23 protein-coding genes are annotated in these 17,223 nt (G+C 69.4%); 10 read left to right on the top strand and 13 right to left on the bottom strand.

The genetic code is table 11. The features are described from left to right. Positions 1-34 precede the first annotated feature (34 nt). On the bottom strand, positions 35-835 hold the full coding sequence (locus FHX33_RS01475) for a TrmH family RNA methyltransferase (RefSeq protein ID WP_021764867.1): 801 nt from the start codon (positions 833-835) through the stop codon (positions 35-37). A gap of 102 nt (positions 836-937) precedes the next feature. Here FHX33_RS01475 and FHX33_RS01470 point away from each other — a divergent pair, with 102 nt between their 5' ends. Then, positions 938-1,339 (top strand): hypothetical protein, encoded by a 402-nt coding sequence (locus FHX33_RS01470; RefSeq protein ID WP_183428076.1) that lies wholly within the window; start codon positions 938-940, stop codon positions 1,337-1,339. 322 nt (positions 1,340-1,661) lie between these two features. Here the strand turns inward: FHX33_RS01470 and rplT are convergent, their stop codons facing one another. Genes rplT through infC form a run of 3 tightly spaced genes read right to left on the bottom strand, consistent with a single transcriptional unit; the run spans position 1,662 to position 2,931 of the window. Next, positions 1,662-2,048, bottom strand: a complete 387-nt coding sequence (gene rplT, locus FHX33_RS01465; RefSeq protein ID WP_021765189.1) for a 50S ribosomal protein L20 — start codon at positions 2,046-2,048, stop codon at positions 1,662-1,664. A 32-nt stretch (positions 2,049-2,080) separates the two neighbouring features. Then, positions 2,081-2,275 (bottom strand): 50S ribosomal protein L35, encoded by a 195-nt coding sequence (rpmI, locus tag FHX33_RS01460; RefSeq protein ID WP_021765188.1) that lies wholly within the window; start codon positions 2,273-2,275, stop codon positions 2,081-2,083. Continuing rightward, positions 2,275-2,931 (bottom strand): translation initiation factor IF-3, encoded by a 657-nt coding sequence (gene infC, locus FHX33_RS01455; protein WP_081704095.1) that lies wholly within the window; start codon positions 2,929-2,931, stop codon positions 2,275-2,277. Before infC ends, rpmI begins: the two co-directional genes overlap by 1 nt. A gap of 267 nt (positions 2,932-3,198) precedes the next feature. On the opposite strand from infC, the gene FHX33_RS01450 reads away from it, so the two are divergent. Both FHX33_RS01450 and FHX33_RS01445 read left to right on the top strand, forming a co-directional pair. Then, complete coding sequence (locus FHX33_RS01450; RefSeq protein ID WP_021765186.1) at positions 3,199-3,585, top strand: DUF1844 domain-containing protein; 387 nt, start codon at positions 3,199-3,201, stop codon at positions 3,583-3,585. A 4-nt stretch (positions 3,586-3,589) separates the two neighbouring features. Next, complete coding sequence (locus FHX33_RS01445; protein ID WP_021765185.1) at positions 3,590-3,922, top strand: MmcQ/YjbR family DNA-binding protein; 333 nt, start codon at positions 3,590-3,592, stop codon at positions 3,920-3,922. 24 nt (positions 3,923-3,946) lie between these two features. Here the strand turns inward: FHX33_RS01445 and FHX33_RS01440 are convergent, their stop codons facing one another. After that, positions 3,947-5,374: an amidase gene (locus tag FHX33_RS01440; RefSeq protein ID WP_183428075.1), complete on the bottom strand. Its 1,428-nt coding sequence runs from the start codon at positions 5,372-5,374 to the stop codon at positions 3,947-3,949. 81 nt (positions 5,375-5,455) lie between these two features. Between FHX33_RS01440 and FHX33_RS01435 the strand changes: the two genes are divergently transcribed. The 3 genes from FHX33_RS01435 to FHX33_RS01425 are packed head-to-tail and all read left to right on the top strand — an operon-like array spanning position 5,456 to position 7,489. Further along, the gene (locus tag FHX33_RS01435) at positions 5,456-5,809 is read left to right on the top strand and encodes a GntR family transcriptional regulator (protein WP_021760817.1); all 354 of its coding nucleotides are present in this window, start codon (positions 5,456-5,458) and stop codon (positions 5,807-5,809) included. Positions 5,810-5,813: 4 nt separating this feature from the next. Next, positions 5,814-6,716 (top strand): ABC transporter ATP-binding protein, encoded by a 903-nt coding sequence (locus tag FHX33_RS01430; protein ID WP_021760819.1) that lies wholly within the window; start codon positions 5,814-5,816, stop codon positions 6,714-6,716. Next, complete coding sequence (locus FHX33_RS01425; protein WP_021760821.1) at positions 6,713-7,489, top strand: hypothetical protein; 777 nt, start codon at positions 6,713-6,715, stop codon at positions 7,487-7,489. Before FHX33_RS01430 ends, FHX33_RS01425 begins: the two co-directional genes overlap by 4 nt. A gap of 180 nt (positions 7,490-7,669) precedes the next feature. On the opposite strand, the gene FHX33_RS01420 is transcribed toward FHX33_RS01425, so the two are convergent. Next, positions 7,670-8,095 carry a VOC family protein gene (locus FHX33_RS01420; protein WP_021760823.1) on the bottom strand — a complete coding sequence of 142 codons (426 nt, stop codon included), beginning with the start codon at positions 8,093-8,095 and terminating at the stop codon, positions 7,670-7,672. Between the two features lie 33 nt (positions 8,096-8,128). Between FHX33_RS01420 and FHX33_RS01415 the strand changes: the two genes are divergently transcribed. Further along, complete coding sequence (locus FHX33_RS01415) at positions 8,129-8,464, top strand: DMT family transporter (RefSeq protein WP_081703912.1); 336 nt, start codon at positions 8,129-8,131, stop codon at positions 8,462-8,464. Between the two features lie 4 nt (positions 8,465-8,468). Here FHX33_RS01415 and FHX33_RS01410 read toward each other — a convergent pair whose 3' ends face one another. The 5 genes from FHX33_RS01410 to FHX33_RS01390 all read right to left on the bottom strand — a co-directional run bounded on the left by FHX33_RS01410 (position 8,469) and on the right by FHX33_RS01390 (position 11,141). After that, positions 8,469-8,696, bottom strand: coding sequence for a hypothetical protein (locus FHX33_RS01410; RefSeq protein WP_021760827.1), 228 nt, complete (start codon positions 8,694-8,696; stop codon positions 8,469-8,471). A 1-nt stretch (position 8,697) separates the two neighbouring features. Further along, positions 8,698-9,246, bottom strand: a complete 549-nt coding sequence (locus FHX33_RS01405) for a DUF2781 domain-containing protein (protein WP_039921570.1) — start codon at positions 9,244-9,246, stop codon at positions 8,698-8,700. 61 nt (positions 9,247-9,307) lie between these two features. Further along, positions 9,308-9,886, bottom strand: coding sequence for a GNAT family N-acetyltransferase (locus tag FHX33_RS01400; RefSeq protein WP_021760831.1), 579 nt, complete (start codon positions 9,884-9,886; stop codon positions 9,308-9,310). A 35-nt stretch (positions 9,887-9,921) separates the two neighbouring features. Next, positions 9,922-10,614, bottom strand: coding sequence for a uracil-DNA glycosylase (locus FHX33_RS01395; protein ID WP_021760833.1), 693 nt, complete (start codon positions 10,612-10,614; stop codon positions 9,922-9,924). Positions 10,615-10,622: 8 nt separating this feature from the next. Then, entirely contained in the window at positions 10,623-11,141 is a 519-nt protein-coding gene (locus FHX33_RS01390; protein ID WP_039921572.1) for a phosphoribosyltransferase, read from the bottom strand. 41 nt (positions 11,142-11,182) lie between these two features. Between FHX33_RS01390 and FHX33_RS01385 the strand changes: the two genes are divergently transcribed. Beyond that, the gene (locus FHX33_RS01385; protein WP_021760837.1) at positions 11,183-12,643 is read left to right on the top strand and encodes an MFS transporter; all 1,461 of its coding nucleotides are present in this window, start codon (positions 11,183-11,185) and stop codon (positions 12,641-12,643) included. A gap of 72 nt (positions 12,644-12,715) precedes the next feature. Here FHX33_RS01385 and FHX33_RS01380 read toward each other — a convergent pair whose 3' ends face one another. Continuing rightward, positions 12,716-14,038, bottom strand: a complete 1,323-nt coding sequence (locus FHX33_RS01380; protein WP_021764362.1) for a bifunctional o-acetylhomoserine/o-acetylserine sulfhydrylase — start codon at positions 14,036-14,038, stop codon at positions 12,716-12,718. A 124-nt stretch (positions 14,039-14,162) separates the two neighbouring features. On the opposite strand from FHX33_RS01380, the gene FHX33_RS01375 reads away from it, so the two are divergent. Together FHX33_RS01375 and FHX33_RS22040 are read left to right on the top strand one after the other, a co-directional pair. After that, entirely contained in the window at positions 14,163-14,936 is a 774-nt protein-coding gene (locus tag FHX33_RS01375) for an SDR family oxidoreductase (protein ID WP_021764361.1), read from the top strand. Positions 14,937-14,940: 4 nt separating this feature from the next. Next, positions 14,941-15,657, top strand: a complete 717-nt coding sequence (locus tag FHX33_RS22040; protein WP_021764360.1) for a potassium channel family protein — start codon at positions 14,941-14,943, stop codon at positions 15,655-15,657. A 28-nt stretch (positions 15,658-15,685) separates the two neighbouring features. Here the strand turns inward: FHX33_RS22040 and FHX33_RS01365 are convergent, their stop codons facing one another. Next, a complete protein-coding gene (locus FHX33_RS01365; protein ID WP_183428074.1) occupies positions 15,686-17,221 on the bottom strand; it encodes a flotillin family protein in 1,536 nt (511 codons plus the stop codon). Positions 17,222-17,223 lie beyond the last annotated feature (2 nt).

The raw sequence follows: 17,223 nt of genomic DNA, 5'->3' as shown, positions 1-17,223 counted from the left end.
CCCGCGTTATATAACGCAAGGGTTAAAGACAGGGTCAGGACCGCTGTGCGAACGCCGATTCGTAGAGGCAGACGGAGGCCGCCGTGGCGAGGTTCATCGATTCGGCCTTGCCGTAGATCGGGACCGTGACGGTGCGGTCCACGAGCTCCAACTGGTCGTCGTCGAGACCGTGGGCCTCGTTGCCGAAGACCCAGGCGGTGGGACGGGACAGGAGGCCGTCCGTGCGTGCGGCGAGGAGGTCCTCCCCCTTGATGTCCGCCGCGAGCACGGTGAGCCCGGCCGAGCGTGCGCGACCGATCACGTCGGCGAGGTCCGCGCCGACGGCGACGGGCACGTGGAAGAGCGAGCCGGTGGTCGAGCGGACCACCTTCGGGTTGTAGAGGTCGACCGTGCGGCCGGTGAGCACCACCGCGTCGGCACCGGCCGAGTCCGCGGCCCGGATGATCGTGCCGGCGTTGCCCGGGTCGCGGACCTCCTCCAGCACGGCGACGAGCTTCGGGCCGTCGGCGAAGATGTCCTTCACGGAGGTCGGGAACTGCCGGCAGACCGCGACGAAGCCCTGTGGCGTCACCGTGTCGGCCATCGTCTCGAGCACCTGCTCGGTCACGAACTCGACGTCGACACCCGCCTCGACGGCGGTCTGCGCGATGTCCGTGTAGCGTTCGAGCGCCGTGGGGGTGGCGTAGAGCTCGACCACGAGTTCGGGTCGGAAGGCGAGCGCCTCCGCGACGGCCTGCGGCCCTTCGAGCAGGAAGAGACCGGTCTCTGACCGGGCGTTCCGCTTCGCCAGCTTCGCAACGGATCGGACGCGCGGAGAGCGCGGGTTGTCAAGCATGCGACCAGCTTAGGGGCAGCTCCACGCCGGGCCCGGGAGGCGGATCGAACCCTTTCGCGCCGCGTCTCGTGTCTAGGGGAAGAGCCGAAGGAGGCAGGAGCCATGAGGACCGGAACCAGAGCAGTGGTGATCGCGGGTGCCGTCGCACTCGCGCTGAGCGCGGGGACGGCGGGAGCGCTGGCCGCCACGACCGGACGCGGCGGTGCCGACGATCCGCCCAGCGTGATCGAGGACAACGTCCGCGTGCCCGCCGCGACGCCCTCCCCGTCGGCGCCCCGCCCCACACCCGCCACGGTGCCCGCGCCCGGGCCGGCGGTCGACGACCACGGAGCCGACGACCCCGCCACGCACGACGTGGGCGACGACCACGGCACCGACGACCCCGCGACCCACGACGTCGGAGACGACCACGGCGCAGACGACCCCGCGACCCACGACGTCGGAGACGACCACGGCGACCACGGCGCCGAGCCCGGTCACGGTGGTCACGGCGGCGACGACTGATCCCGGCGCCCCGCAATTCCGGAGATCTGGCGGCTACTGCTCAGGAACGCCGGAGTTCCGGCCCTCTGAGCGGCGTGTCCTCCCGATCGTCCGGAGTTCCGGCGAAATAACTGGCGCGCCATCCCGAGCTTCCGCGGAGTCGTCCGGAGTTGCCGGTGTCGGCTCGCAACTCCGGACACCACAAACGGCACGCCGCTCAGTTCACCGTTCGAACGGTGATGTGCTTGCCCAAGCCGAACATCTCCGGATTTGCTTGACACCCGCCACGCAGAACGGCCCGGTCGACGTGAGTCGACCGGGCCGTTCGTGGTGGTGCAGCTGCTTACGCGGCGGCCTTCGGAGCCGAGGTGTCGGCCGGGAGGGCCTTCTTGGCGGTCTCGACGAGGGCCGCGAAGGTCGCGGGCTCGGTGACGGCCAGCTCGGCGAGGATGCGACGGTCCACCTCGACGCCCGCCAGGCCGAGGCCCTGGATCAGACGGTTGTAGGTGAGGCCGTTGGCACGGCTCGCGGCGTTGATGCGCTGGATCCAGAGACGACGGAAGTCGCCCTTGCGCTGGCGGCGGTCACGGTACGAGTAGACGAGCGAGTGGGTGACCTGCTCCTTGGCCTTGCGGTAGAGGCGCGACCGCTGCCCGCGGTAGCCCTCGGCGCGCTCGAGGATGACCCGACGCTTCTTGTGGGCGTTGACAGCCCTCTTCACTCTTGCCATTAGTCAAACTTCCTTAAAACGTACGGGTGGGGTTACTTGCCGAGCATCCGGCGGACGACCTTCGCGTCCACCTCGGGCACGACCTGGTCGGCGTTCAGGCGACGCTTGCGGTCGCTGGACTTGACCTCAAGGTTGTGGCGCATGCCGGCCTGCTGCTTCATGACCTTGCCGGTGCCGGTGATCTTGAAGCGCTTCTTGGCGCCGGAGTGGGTCTTCTGCTTGGGCATTACTTCTCCTCGTTGGTCGCCTGGGCGGGCGAACTCTCGTCGGACTGCGCAGCGTCGTCTGCGTCAGCAACCTCATCGGTGTCGCGCCCCTGGGCGCGAGCCTTCGATGCGGCACGTTGTGCGTTGGCCTCGGCCTTGGCCTCGGACTTGTTCTTCAGGGGGCTGATGATCATCACCATGTTGCGGCCGTCGATGGTCGGGTTCGACTCGACCTGGCCCAGCTCGGCGACGTCCTCGGCGAAGCGCTGCAGGAGGCGGACGCCCTGCTCCGGGCGCGACTGCTCGCGACCGCGGAAGAGGATCATGGCCTTGACCTTGTCGCCGGCCTTCAGGAAGCCTTCGGCGCGCTTGCGCTTGGTCTCGTAGTCGTGCTTGTCGATCTTGAGGCGGAAACGCACCTCTTTGAGGATGGTGTTCGCCTGGTTGCGCCGGGCCTCCTTGGCCTTCTGCGCAGCCTCGTACTTGAACTTGCCGTAGTCCATGATCTTCGCGACCGGCGGCTTCGAGTTCGGCGCAACCTCGACGAGGTCGAGGTCTGCCTCCTGAGCGAGCCGGATGGCGACCTCGATCTTGACGACACCGACCTGCTCTCCGCTGGGGCCGACGAGTCGAACTTCGGGGACGCGGATACGGTCATTCGTACGGGGATCGCTGATGTTTGTCTCCTCTGATCGAGCGATGCTTCACAGCCGCGGATCATCGGGCGACGATCCGGCGAAAGAGGAGGTTCCACGCACCAGCACAGCCCTGCGATCGAAATCGCAGTGCTTGGTACAGCACCCTGTCTACCTCCGCGCCGGAGCGCATCGGCGGAGTGCAACAACCCGGTAACCTGTAAGCGGTCAAGCGCGGGTGGGAGGAATCTCCACTTTCGTACCGGGACAGAAGTCCCGGAGCCCGAACGATTCTAACAGAGGAATGCAGTGAGCGACACATCCCCCTCCTTCTCCTACCAGGAGGCCGACCCCCAGCACCACGACGAGGCCCTCTCGGAGGCCACGCGCGACATCGCCGACGTGCCCGCCGTCGAGGTCATCACCACCACGGCGGTGCACCTGATGAGCGCCGCCGCGGTCAAATGCGGGCTCGCCGACGACCCGGACGCGCAGACCGATCTCGACGAGGCGCGCAAGCTGATCGACGCCCTCGCCGGCCTCGTCACCGCGAGCGCGGCGCACCTGGGCGACCAGCACGCGCGCAGCCTGCGCGACGGACTGCGGTCCCTCCAGCTGGCCTTCCGCGAGGCCTCCCCCATCCCCGACGAGATCGGCAAGGGCCCGGGCGAGAAGTACACCGGACCGGTCAACTGATCCCATGGACGCCGCCGCCGTGCGCGCACTCGCCCTCGGCCTCCCGGAGGTCGACGAGTACGAGCACGGCGGCCTTCCGGCGTTCCGCGTGCGCGGCACCCGGTTCGCGACCATGCTCGACGCGGAGTCGTCGACGATTAACCTGATGCTCGGCGAGGCCGGCATCCGCGAAGCAGCGGCGGCGTGGCCCGAGCACTGCTCGGAGCGCTGGTTCGCCGGGCGTCTCTCCTCGGCGCGGGTCGCGTTCGCGACCATCGAACCGGCGCTCCTGCGCGAGCTCGTCACCGACGCCTGGCGCAACCGGGCTCCCGCCGCGCTGCGCCGGACGCTCGACTGACTCCTGCGGCGCGGCCGGTCGTCGCTACCAGCGCGGAGGCCGGCGGTCCGTCCAGCGCACCGTCCGCTCCAGCTGCGCGGCCAGGGAGAGCAGCGTGCGCTCGCCTCCGGGGCGCCCGATGAGCTGCACACCCATCGGGAGGCCGCTCTCGGTCTGCGCGACGGGCAGCACGATCGCGGGGAGGCCCGTGACATTCACCATCGAGGTGAACGGTGTGTACTGCACCTGCTGGGCGAAGTTGTGCTCGCCGTCCTCGGCGTCGTACCAGCCGACGGGTCGCGGGGTCATCGCCAGGGCCGGAGTGAGCACGGCGTCGAACGACGACAGCTGAGCGATGAACGAGCGCTCGTAGGCCGTCAGCGCCGACAGGGCCTCGCCGAGCTCACGCGCGCCGAGCTCGCGACCGCGGCGGACGAGCCAGGAGGTGAGCGGCTCCAGGAGGTCGAGCGCCTCGCCCTCGAGCGGAACGCCCGCCGCTCCCGCCTGCCAGATCGTGCGGAACGCGGGCGCGTACGTCGCGTCGGGCCGCAGCGCGGTCTCCTCCATCCCGTGACCCATCGCCGTGAAGGCATCGACCGCGGCGTCGAGGGCGGCGCGGGCTTCGGGGGCGATGGCGATCTCGTAGGCGTCGTCCCAAGCGGAGGTCGTCATCACGCCGAGCTGGAAGCGGCCCTCGCCGCGGACGGCGGTGCCGAGGAAGGGGCCGTCGTCGTCGTACGGCGCCCGGAGCGTGTAGTGGTGGTCGATGCGGTCGCCGACCTTGGCGATCATCCCGTCGAGGAGGAGTGCGGCGTCGGCGGTGGTGCGCGCCAGCGGACCGTCGACGACCAGGCCGCCGAGGGAGGCGATCCCACTGCCGGCGGGGACGAGACCACGCGTGGGCTTGAGCCCGACGAGACCGCATGCCGCTGCGGGAATACGGATCGATCCGCCGCCGTCCGAACCCGGCGCGAACGGCAGCATCCCGCTCGCCACCGCGACGGCCGCGCCGCCGCTCGACCCGCCGGCACCGAGCGAGGGGTCCCACGGGTTGCGCGCGGGAGGGGCGGCGAGCGACTCCGTGTACGCCGGGAGCCCGAACTCGGGCGCGTTGGTCTTGCCGAGACTGACGGCTCCCGCAGCGTCGAGTGTCTCGACGATCTCGTCGCTGGTATCGGGCACGTAGCCGGCGAAGGCGCGGGAGCCGAATCCGGCGGGCACGCCGGCTCGCCGCCAGAGGTCCTTGTCTCCGGAAGGCAGCCCCCAGAGCGGCGCCGTCTTCGGCACCCGCTCCGCCACCTCCTCCGCTCGCGCCAGTGCGGCGTCGCGGGTGACCGTGACGAACGCGCCGAGTTCCGGATTCAGCCGCTCGATGCGATCGAGGTAGTGCGAGGTCAGCTCGCGGGGTGAGACGCGTCCGCTCTGCAGCTCCTGCCAGAGCGCGAGCGCGGTGAGCTCGTGGAGTTCCGCCATGGCGCCAGGCTATCCCGCTCTTGACAAAGCCGGGCAGGCCTGGTTGGTTAGTTACATGAGTAATGAACCAAAGAGGTTCGGATGATCGAAGAGGGCAAGCCGATCTTCGTTCAGATCGCCGAGCAGATCGAGGACGACATCATCGACGGGGTCTACCCCGCCGAGACGCAGGTGCCGTCCACGAACGAGTTCGCCGCCTTCTATCGCATCAACCCGGCCACAGCCGGCAAAGGCGTCAACCTCCTCGTCGACGAGGGGGTCCTCTACAAGAAACGAGGCATCGGAATGTTCGTCTCCACGGGGGCTCGGGAGCAGCTCGTCGCCAAGCGGCGCGAAGCGTTCCGCGACGAATACCTCCGCCCCCTCCTCGCCGAGGCCGCCAAGCTCGGCATCGACCCCTCCCAGCTCGCCCAGATGATCCAACGGAAGGAGTGAGCGCATGAGCGCCGCCCCCGTCCCGGCCGTGCAGGTCTCGGGAGTGACCAAGAGATTCGGGTCGTTCACCGCGATCGACGACGTCTCCGTCACCATCCAGCCCGGCCGCATCCACGGCCTCCTCGGGCGCAACGGCGCCGGCAAGACCACGCTCATGCAGCTGATCACCGGCCAGGACTTCCCGAGCTCCGGCGACATCCGCGTCTTCGGCGAGAACCCCGCCGAGAACGCGCGCGTGCTCTCCCACCTCTGCTTCATCAAGGAGAGCCAGCGCTATCCCGAGGACTTCCAGCCCAAGCACGTCTTCCGCAGCGCACCGTGGTTCTTCGAGCACTGGGACGCCGAGTTCGCCGAGCGCCTCATCGAGGACTTCCGCCTCCCCGTGAACCGCCGCATCAAGAAGCTGTCCCGTGGCCAGCTCTCGGCCGTCGGCGTGATCGTCGGCCTCGCCTCCCGGGCGCCGCTGACCTTCTTCGACGAGCCGTACCTCGGGCTCGACGCCGTGGCGCGACAGATCTTCTACGACCGCCTGCTCGAAGACTTCGCCGAGCATCCCCGCACCGTCGTCCTCTCGACGCACCTGATCGACGAGGTGGCGAACCTCCTCGAGCACGTGATCGTCATCGACCAGGGCCGCATCCTGATGGATCAGGATGCCGAGGAGCTCCGCAGCTCCGCCACCACCGTGGTCGGCCCCCGCAGTGCCGTCGACGCGTTCGTCGCGTCGCACGAGGTGCTGCATCGCGACGGGATCGGCGGCCTCGCCTCCGTCACCGTCTCCGGCCTGAGCAGCGCCGATCGCGCCGCCGCCGGTTCCGCCGGGCTGGAACTCGCCCCGGTCTCCCTCCAGCAGCTCATCGTCCGCAAGACCAACGTCCGAGAGACAGAATTCGAGCAGAGCGCATGACCGCGATCGATCCGGGAGCCCTGGCGCTCCCGACCTCCGAAGCACGCCAGCACCGGGTCTGGCGCATCGTCCGGCTGAACCTCGTCAACAAATGGACCGTCATCTGGCTGCCCATCGTGATCATGGGGTTCATCTGGCTGGTGAACTGGCTCATCTGGTGGATCATCTGGGCGGCGAGCGCCGGCCCCGACCGCGCGAAGGCACTGGAGGGCACCCAGTGGAGCGGCGGAGCGTTCTACGTCTTCGTCTACATGCTGGTGATCGGCATCCAGGTGATCTCGGCGACCTTCCCGTTCGCCCTCGGGTACGGCACCACCCGCCGGGACTTCTCGCTCGGCTCCGGGCTCACCTTCCTGATCCTGTCCATCGGCTACGCCCTGGGATTCGCGATCCTGTCGGCGATCGAGGAGTGGACCAACGGGTGGGGGCTCGGCGGCCACCTCTACACCTCGGTGTACTTCGCCGACCAGAGCTTCCTCGGACGCTTCTTCATCGTCCTCTGCGGGATGCTGTTCTTCTTCGCCGTCGGGGCCTTCTCGGCCACGCTCTTCATGCGCTGGCGGATGAACGGCATCCTCGCGGCCGGCGCGGTGCTCGTGCTGCTCCTCGTCGGCGCGATCGCCCTGGTGACGCTCACGGACAGCTGGCCGGCCGTCGGCGAGTGGTTCGCCTCCGCCGGTCCGCTCGGCCTCGCCGCGTGGCTGCTCGTCCCCACCGTGCTCGCCGCCCTGGCGGGTCACGTGGTGCTCAGCAGGGCGACGCCGAAGAGCTGATCCGGCGTGGACGTGGCCCGGGCATCCCTCCTCGCACAGCGGGATGCCCGGGCCACGATTGTTCATCGGCCTCACTCGGCCGGCGAATGCCGTCCGACGATGTCGTGCCTCCACCCTACGAACGGATCGGCCGCCCGGACGGGCTCTTCACCGCATGCGTAGTGAGTTCATAGCCCGTTCCTAGCCTTCGGCGGCGGGCTCCTCCCCCAGCTCCTGGAAGACGGTCAGCTGGAGGCCGGCCGGAGCCGACAGGCGCGAGTTGAGCGAGTTCCAGGGCGTGACCGTGGGCGGCGCGATCAGCTCGGCGCCGGCGTCCACGAGGCGCGCGGTCACGGCCCGTCCGTCCCCGACCTCGAAGGCGAGCCGGATGTGCGGCGCGACCGGTCGCCCGACCTCCACCTGGTCGATCATCGCCTTCTGCGCGGGGTTGGCGAGCTCGAGCGTCGCGCGTCCCGCGTCGAGGATCGTCACCTGTGCTCCGCCGTCCCCCGCGTACGCCTCCTGCTCCGGGAGGCCGAGCGCGTCGCGGAAGAACGCCAGCGCCGCGTCGTAGTCCCGCGCCTCGACCACGATCCGCAGCTGCCTGACCCGTGCCGTGTCGTCCATTCCTGATTCCTCCCCGATCGGTAACGTGTGCTCGTGCTGGGATACATCTTCCTCGGGATCGCGATCGCCACCGAGATCGTCGCCACGACGTTCCTGAAGTTCACCTCGGGCGAGAACCCGAAGTGGTGGGCGTTCGTGATCGTCGTCGTCGGCTACGTCGCGTCGTTCGTCGCCCTCTCCCAGTCGCTCTCGCGCGGGGTGCCACTGGCCATCGCCTACGCGATCTGGTCGGCCGTCGGCGTCGCCGCGATCGCCCTGATCTCGTGGGTGTTCTTCAAGGAGCCGCTGACCTGGGTGCAGGTCGCCGGGCTGGTCCTCGTCATCGGCGGCGTCGGGCTGCTCGAACTGGGCGGCAAGCACTCCGCCTGACGCGTCAGGCCGAGCCGACGAACGCCTCCAGCGCCTCGTCGATGGTGCTCGCCGGCGGGATGTACTCGAAGACCGCCCCGATACCGGACGGTTCGTAGGTGCCGTCCGCCGCGACCGTGATCGTGCCGAGGAGGCGGCCGCGGCCGAGTTCGTCGTCCTCCAGCTGGGTGTGGTCGTAGACCGTGTACTCGTCGCCGTCCTCGTAGACGGTCAGGTCTTCCAGCAGGGGCATCTCAGAACCTCCTCGTGAAGGGCAGCGGCTTCCGCATCCGGATGAGCAGCAGGAGCGGGACGAGCACGTAGGGCCCGTTATACAGCAGGAAGATGATCGGGTGCGGCGTGCGCTCCCCCACCGGGCCGAAGAACTCGACGCCGAAGATCGGGATCGCCGTGAGGCTGATGATCATCGTGGCGTAGATCACCGCGAAGAGCTGGATCCAGTTGAACCCCTTCACGAGGCAGACGATCAGCAGCACGTAGAACGGCAGGTAGACGAACGCGCTCGTGCCCGTGATGAACCGCAGCCACAGCGGCTCCGCCTGGTAGAGCGGGTCGTACTGCGACGAGTACGTGTAGTTCCACTGGGCCAGGATGTTCGTCGTCGTGGCGGTCTGCGGGATGCCGAGCGTCGGGATGGCGTCGCTGATGATGCAGGTGATCACGAACAACGAGAAGATCACCAGGAAGAAGATGTCGATCGGCCGCTTGCGCAGCGGGAGGTTCGCGGGCGTCGCTGGGGCGGCGGGTGCGACCTGGCCGGTGCCGGAAGTCACTGTGCTCACAGCGCGAGCCTAGACCTGCGCGTGCCGCATCATGCGGAGGCGACGCGCCCGGAACCCGCTGTCATTTGAGCGACTTCTGCAGCAGGACCGTGCCGAGCCAGCGGTCGAACTTGTAGCCGACGCGGCCCATCCGGCCGATCTCCTCGAAGCCGAAGTTCTCGTGCATCTTGATCGACGCTTCCGCGCCCTTGTCGGCGATGACGGCGATCATCTCCTTGAGCCCGGCGGCCTTCGACCGGTCGATGAGCTCCTGCATCAGCACCGGGCCCAGGCCCTTGCCGGTGGACGCGGCGCCCAGATAGATGGAGTTCTCGACGGTGAACCGGTAGGCGCGCTTCTGCTTCCAGGGGGAGACGAGGGCATAGCCGAGGATCTGGCCGCTGGGCGACTCTGCCACGATGAACGGCATCCCGAGCTTGTGGAGGTACGCGTACTTGCTGCGCCACTCGCGGAGGGTCATGGCGTCCTCGTCGAAGGTCACCGTGCTGTTCGCGACGTAGTGGTTGTAGATCTCGCGGATGTGCGGCAGATCCTCCGGCCGCGCCTCGCGCAGGACGTACTCGAACGCCGGCTCGGCCTCCGCCGGCTTGCGCAGATGACGCGGCAGCTGACGGCGCGTCTCGTATTCCTCTTCCAGCACGGGGACAAGCCTACGTCGCTCACGTTGCGTGCGCGTTACGGTTCGAGCGTCCAGTCCACCGGCGCGAGGCCGCGCTCCGCGAGCAGGGCGTTCGCCCGCGAGAACGGACGGGAGCCGAAGAACCCGCGGGACGCCGAGAGCGGGCTCGGGTGCGGCGACTCGATCGCCGGGTTGTCGCCGAGCAGCGGCTTCAGCGTGGAGGCGTCCCTCCCCCACAAGATGGAGACGAAGGGCTGGTCGCGCGCGACGAGGCTGCGGATCGCGTGCTCGGTGACCGCCTCCCAGCCGGCACCGCGGTGCGAGGCGGGGGCGCCGGGCCGCACGGTCAGCACTCTGTTGAGCAGCATCACGCCGTTGTCCGCCCACGCGCTGAGATCGCCGTGGACGGGAGGGGTGATATCGAGGTCGTCGCGCAGCTCGCGGTAGATGTTCTGGAGGCTGCGCGGCACCGGCCGCACGTGCCGCTCCACGGCGAACGACAGCCCGATGGGATGACCGGGCGTCGGGTACGGATCCTGGCCGACGATGAGCACGCGCACGTCCGCGAGCGGGGCGCGGAAGGCGCGGAGAACGTCCGGCCCGGCCGGGAGGTAGGGGCGGCCGGCCGCCACCTCGGTGCGCAGGAACTCCCCCATCGCGGCGATGCGGTCGGCGACGGGCTCGAGGGCGTGCGCCCATCCCGGGTCCATCGAGCCGTCCGCGGCCAGCTCGGCGAGCGACTTCGCCACGGGTGCGGTCAGTGCGCCGCGGTGACCGGCGGCAGGGCCGACCAGGGGAAGGTGATCCAGCGGTCCGTGCGGCGCCAGACGAAGTCCGGTTCGAGGACGGTGCGCGGCTTGGAGTAGAGGCAGACGGTGCGCACGTCGGCGCCCGAGGCGGCGATCAGGTCGACGACCATGGCCAGCGTGCGGCCGGAGTCGGACACGTCGTCGACGAGGAGCACGCGCTTCGCGTTCAGAGCGGACGAGTCCAGCATGGGCGGCAGCACCACCGGCTCGGGGAGGCGTTCGTCGACGCCCGTGTAGAACTCGACGTTCAGTGCGCCGCAGGCCTTGATGCCGAGGGCGTACGAGATGGCTCCGGCGAGCAGGAGGCCGCCGCGCGCGATCGCGATGACCATGTCGGGCTCGAAGCCGGACTCGAGGACCTCCCCCGCGAGATGGCGAGCGGCGTCGCCGAACTCCAACCAGCCCAGCACTTCCCGTTCCGTCTCTGCGAGAACACCTGTACCTGAGTCGTCGAGTTCGCTGGCCACCCCCCTACGTTACCCGCCTCCGACCGGTGCTAGCATCCAGCATGACCTCAGAGAAGACCGTCGCTCCCCGCCGGGCCGCTGTCGCGATCGGCGTCACCGCCGGCCTGATCGGATGGCTCGCCGTCGTCGAGCTCACGAGCGGAATCCTGCAGGGCTACTACGTGCCCCTGATCTCGGACACGGTCAAGCACCTGGGCATCCACGACGCCGATTACAACTGGTTCGAGGCCGCCCAGCTGCTGCTCTCCGCGCTGGTCGTGCCGCCCCTGGCGAAGCTCGGCGACATGTTCGGGCACAAGCGCATCCTGCTCATCGCGACGGTCATCACTGCGCTGGCGACGTGGGCGCTGGCGTTCTCGGGCAACTTCACGATGTTCCTCATCGCGTTCGCCCTGCAGGGCTTCTACGTGGTCTGGCTGCCGCTGGAGGTCGCGCTGATCTTCGACCGCGGCCGCCGCACCGGCACAGGCGCGTCACAGACCCGTCGCGCCGCCGGCCTGCTGGTCGTCGCGCTGGAGCTCGGCGCGATCCTCGGCGCGATCGGCGCCGGGCTGCTCTTCGAGGCCGTCGGGCAGAACCTCACGATCACGCTGATGATCCCGGCGATCGCCGTGACCCTCGTCTTCTTCGCCATCCTGTTCGGTGTCCCGGAGTCGGAGCCGACACCCGACCGGAAACTCGACGGCGTCGGCTTCCTGCTGCTCACCCTCGGACTGCTGCTCATCACCTCGGGGCTCACCTTCCTGCGGATCAACGGCGTCGGCACCTGGTGGGTGTGGGTCCTCATCGCCGCCGGCATCCTGGCCTTCGTCCCGTTCGGCAAATGGGAATTGAAGCAGTCCGACCCGGCGATCGACCTGCGGGTGCTGCGGCGCCCGAACATGTGGCCCATCCAACTCACTGCGGGACTTGTCGGCATCAGCCTCCTCGGGGCCCAGGCGCCGCTCAGCACCTACGCCGGAACCGACCCGGTGAACGGCTACGGGCTCGGCCTCTCGGCGGGGCAGCGCAGCCTCCTGATCGGCGCCTATCTGATCTCGATGATCGTCGGCGCCGTGCTCTTTCCGCTGGTGTCGTCGTGGCTGACCCCGCGTGTGACGCTCATCGCCGCCTCGTTCCTGGTCGCCATCGGCTACCTCCTCTTCCTGCCGTTCCACCTGGAGACGTGGCAGGTGTTCACCAACATGGCGATCGCGGGCATCGGCTCCGGCGCGCTGGTCGGAGCGCTGCCCGCAGCGGCAGCCGCGGCGGCTCCACGAGGCCAGACCGGCGTGGCCACGGCCATGACCAACACCACGAAGACCATCGGAGGCTCGTTCGCCTCCGCCGTGTTCGGCGTCGTGCTCCTCGCCGGCGCGGCCACGGTCACAGCGACGGCCGCGAGCCTCTTCGGCTACATGCTCGTCTGGACCATCTGCGGACTCGGCGCCCTGGTCGCCGCCGTCCTCCTGTTCTTCGTGCCCAAGCTGGCGTTCGCCGACGCGGAGGAGCCCACCGCCTGAACGCGGACGAGCCGCCGCGGGTTCCGGAGCTTCCGGATCCCGCGACGGCTCGTCGCGTGATGGTGCGGGAGGCTACGCGCGCGCGGCCTCGGCGACCGAGCGGGCGGCGGCGAGGCCGGCCGACAGGTCCGCCTTCAGGTCGTCGATGTTCTCGAGGCCGACCGAGAGGCGCACCAGGCCCGGGGTGACGCCCGCGGTGAGCTGCTGCTCCGGGGTCAGCTGGGAGTGCGTGGTCGACGCCGGGTGGATGACGAGGCTGCGCACGTCGCCGATGTTGGCGAGGTGGCTGAACAGTGCCAGGTTGTCGACGAGCGCACGGCCCGCGTCCACGCCGCCCTTGAGCTCGAACGAGAGCACCGCGCCGACGCCCTTCGGGGCGTACTTGTTGGCGGCGGCGTACCACGGGCTGGTCGGCAGGCCGGAGTAGTTGACCGTGGCGACGTCGGGGTGGTTCTCGAGGAACTCCGCGATCTCCTGCGCGTTCTGCACGTGGCGCTCGACGCGCAGCGAGAGGGTCTCGATGCCCTGGATGAGCTGCCAGGCGCTGGCCGGGGCGATCGCCGAGCCGAGGTCGCGGAGCAGCTGCACGCGCGCCTTGATGATGTAGGCGAGGCCGTCGCCCACCGCGGCGGTGTAGCTGGCGCCGTGGTACGACGGGTCCGGCTCGGTGAGGCCCGGGAACTTGTCGACGTTCTTCGACCACTCGAAGCTGCCGCCGTCGACGACGATGCCGCCGATGACGGTGCCGTGGCCGCCGAGGAACTTGGTGGCCGAGTGGACGACGATGTCGGCGCCGTGCTCGAACGGGCGGATGAGGTACGGGGTCGCGATCGTGTTGTCGACGATCAGAGGAACGCCGGCCTCGTGCGCGACGTCGGCGACGAGCGCGATGTCGAGGATGTTGATCTTCGGGTTGCCGATCGTCTCGGCGAAGAAGAGCTTGGTGTTCGGGCGGACCGCGCGGCGCCACTCGTCGGCGTCGTCCTGGTTCTCGACGAACGTAGTCTCGATGCCGAGCTTCGCGAGGGTGTACTTGAAGAGGTTGTACGTGCCGCCGTAGATCGAGCTCGACGAGACGATGTGGTCGCCGGCCTGCGCGATGTTGAGCACGGCGAAGGTCTCGGCCGCCTGGCCGGAGGCGACGAGGAGGGCGCCGGTGCCCCCTTCGAGCGCGGCGACGCGCTCCTCGACGACGGCCTGCGTCGGGTTCTGGATGCGGGTGTAGATGTTGCCGAACTCCGCCAGGGCGAAGAGGTTCTTGGCGTGCTCCGCGTTGTTGAAGACGTAGGAGGTGGTCTGGTAGATCGGGGTGGCGCGCGCGTTCGTCACGGGGTCGGGCGCAGCACCGGTGTGGATCTGCTTGGTCTCGAACTGCCAGTCGGCGGCGTCGGTCATGGCGTAGCTCCTTCGGGTGGAAATCGACGAGCGGCTTTGCCACCGCCTCCAGACCAGGGTAGAGGCGCGCCTCACGCACGGGCAACGCACCCGAAACACGCCGTAACCCGTGAGAATAGGGTCCATGAGCAGACGTGTGGTCGTGACGGGAGCGAGTTCGGGCATCGGGGCGGCGACGGTGCGTCTCTTCCGCGAGGGCGGCTGGGACGTGGTCGGGGTCGCCCGCCGCGAGGACCGGCTGCGCGATCTCGCGGACGAGACCGGCGCCGAGGTCTTCGTCGCGGACCTCACCCGCCAGGAGGACGTCGACGCGCTGCGCGACCACCTGGCGGCAACGGGAGGCGTCCACGCCCTCGTCAACAACGCCGGCGGCGCGCACGGGCTCGCCTCCGTCGAGGAGTCGAGCGTCGACGACTGGGTGTGGATGTTCGAGATCAACGTCCTCGGCACCAAGCGCGTCATCAGCGCACTGCTCCCTCTGCTCCGGGAGGGGGCGGCGCAGACCGGGCACGCCGACATCCTGAACCTGACCTCCATCGCCGGCCACCAGGCGTACGTCGGCGGCGGCGGATACAACGCGGCGAAGTTCGCCCAGCACGCGCTGACCGAGGTGCTGCGGCTGGAGCTGAACGGCGAGCCCATCCGGGTGGTGGAGGTCGCCCCCGGCATGGTCGCGACCGAGGAGTTCTCCCTGGTCCGCTTCGGCGGCGACCAGGAGAAGCGCGACGCCGTCTACGAAGACGTGCCCGAGCCGCTGACCGCGGAGGACATCGCCGAGACGATCGTGCACGCCCTGGAACTCCCCCGGCACGTCGACCTCGACCTGATCGTCGTCAAGCCGGTCGCGCAGGCGGCGCCCTACCGCTTCCACAAGGGTCAGCTCCGGGTCAAGGACTGAGACCGTGGGCGACGACGCGAAGCGCGAACGCTGGGAGCGGGTCACCGCGTGGCCCGGGATCGGCGCGAGCGTGGTCTTCATCGTCGCCTACTCGGTGAACATCCTGGCGACCGATCCGCCGAGCGCCGTGCACGCGGTCGTCGTGACGGTGCTGATCGTGGTCTGGGCGTTCTTCCTCGTCGACTACGTCGTGCGGATCACGCTGGCCGCCCACAAATGGCGGTTCGTCCGCGCCAACGTCGTCGACCTGCTCTCCGTGCTGTTCCCGATCGCCCGGCCGTTCCGGCTCCTGGGCTCGCTCCAGCGGATCCCGGTGCTGCGCGGCAACTCGGCGGCGCACCTGCGGCGACGCATCCTCATCATCGCGGCGACGTTCGTCGTGATGTTCATCTACGTCATCGCTCTCACCGAGTACCAGATCGAGCGCTACGCTCCCGGCTCCAACATCCACTCGTTCGGCGACGCCGTGTGGTGGGCGTGCGTGACGATGGCGACGGTGGGGTACGGCGACTACTACCCGGTCACGGTGCCCGGCCGCATCCTGGCCGTCGTCCTGATGATCGGCGGCATCGCGATCGTGGGCACGGCGAGCGCGACGATCGTGTCGTACCTCAACGAGCACACGCAGCACCTCCGGCACCAGCCGCCGTCCGACGAGGGGCGTCGCCTCGACCTTCCCCGGGAGGACGACGCGCGGGAGACGCCGAAGGGCGACGAATGACCCCGACGCCCCTCGCTCGGTAGAACCGCTACTCGCCCGCGGTCGCCGCTTTGGTGACGCCGCGGTCGACCCGCGTCGCGGTTCCCGGTGCTGCGGCGCTCAGCGCGTTGGCACCGAGCGCACCGCCCGCGAGAGAGCCGAGGATCGAGCCCAGGTCGAGCCCGGTCAGGTCTTTCACGACCTTGGGCACCTCGCTGACGACCTGACCGACCGTTTTCGTGACGGCGGATGCGCCGTCGGTGCTGATCACGGTGAGGTTGTCGATGTTGGCGAGCGGCTCCGCGACGGCGCGGGTGATCTCGGGCAGGCGGTCGATGATCTCCGACGCGAGGCCGGCCTCGCCGAACTTGCGCAGCGCCTCCGCCTTCGCATCCGTGGCCCGGGCCTCGGCGAGACCCTCGGCCTCGATCGCGGCGGCACGCGCCTCGCCGTCGGCGCGGACACCGGCGGCGAGCGCGATCTGCCGGTCGCGCTCCGCGTCTCCCGCCAGGCGCACGGACTCGGCGGCGGCCTGCGCGTCCTGCACGGCGGCGACCTTGTTGGCCTCGGCGATCGTGCGGCGCTTGTAGGCGTCGGCCTCGGTGGCGGCGTTGGTGGCGTCGCGCTCGGCCTGGGCACGCTGGACGGTCGCGTAGGCGTCGGCCTCGGCCGGCTTGCGCACCTCGATGTCCAGGCGCTCCTGCTCCACCTTGGCCTTCTCGGCCAGCGCGTCGCGCTCCTGGGTGGCGACGAGCTTCTCCTGCTCGGCCTGCGCGAGCTGACCCGCGGCCTCGGCCTCGGCGTTGGCGCGGTCGGTCTCGGCCTTGATGCTGGCCTGCTTGAGGCTCAGCGCCTTCTGGCGCTCGGCGATCTGCTCGGCCGCGTCGATGCGCGCGAACTCGCTCGCCCTGGCCGTCTCGACCTCACGGATCTCGGCGTTCTGCTTGGCCAGCGCGGCCTCCGCGCGACCGAGGTCCGCCAAGTAGTTCGTCCCGGGGGTGGAGATGTCCGAGATGTTCAGGAGGTCGACCTGGAGGCCCTGTTCGGCCAGGTCGACCTTCGTGGCCTCGACCACGGCCTCCGAAAGGGCGTTGCGGTTGGAGATGATGTCCTTCACCGGCATGTTGCCGATGATCGAGCGGAGCGAGCCCTCCAGCGACTGCTGGATGATCTCGGTGAGCGAGTTCTGCTGCGACAGGAAGCGCTGGGCAGCGCGGCGAACGCCCTCGGGGGTGCCCGAGACCTTGAAGTTCACGCTCGCCTGGATCGCGAGCTTGATGAAGTTGCTGTCGACGCCCTCCACCACGATGCCGATCTGTCGCTGCTCCAGCGAGATCGCGAATCCCTGCTGCAGGATCGGCCAGATGAAGACGCGGCCGCCGATGACGACACGCTGCCCGCCCTCGTGCTCCCCCGAGACGGTTGCCGCAGCCGACGGCCGGCCGGCGCCGCGGCCGACGATGACGAGCGCCTCGTTGGGCGCCACGCGCCGGATGCGGCTGGCGATGAAGAGGAACACCGCGAGGACGGCGACGATGATGCCGACGACCGCGATGATGCCGGCGATGGAGGAGGGAGTGGTCATGT

The sequence above is a fragment of the Leifsonia aquatica genome (genome assembly GCF_014190775.1).
GTDB classification, from domain to species: Bacteria; Actinomycetota; Actinomycetes; order Actinomycetales; family Microbacteriaceae; genus Leifsonia; species Leifsonia aquatica.
This window is presented reverse-complemented; position numbering and strand designations above follow the sequence as displayed.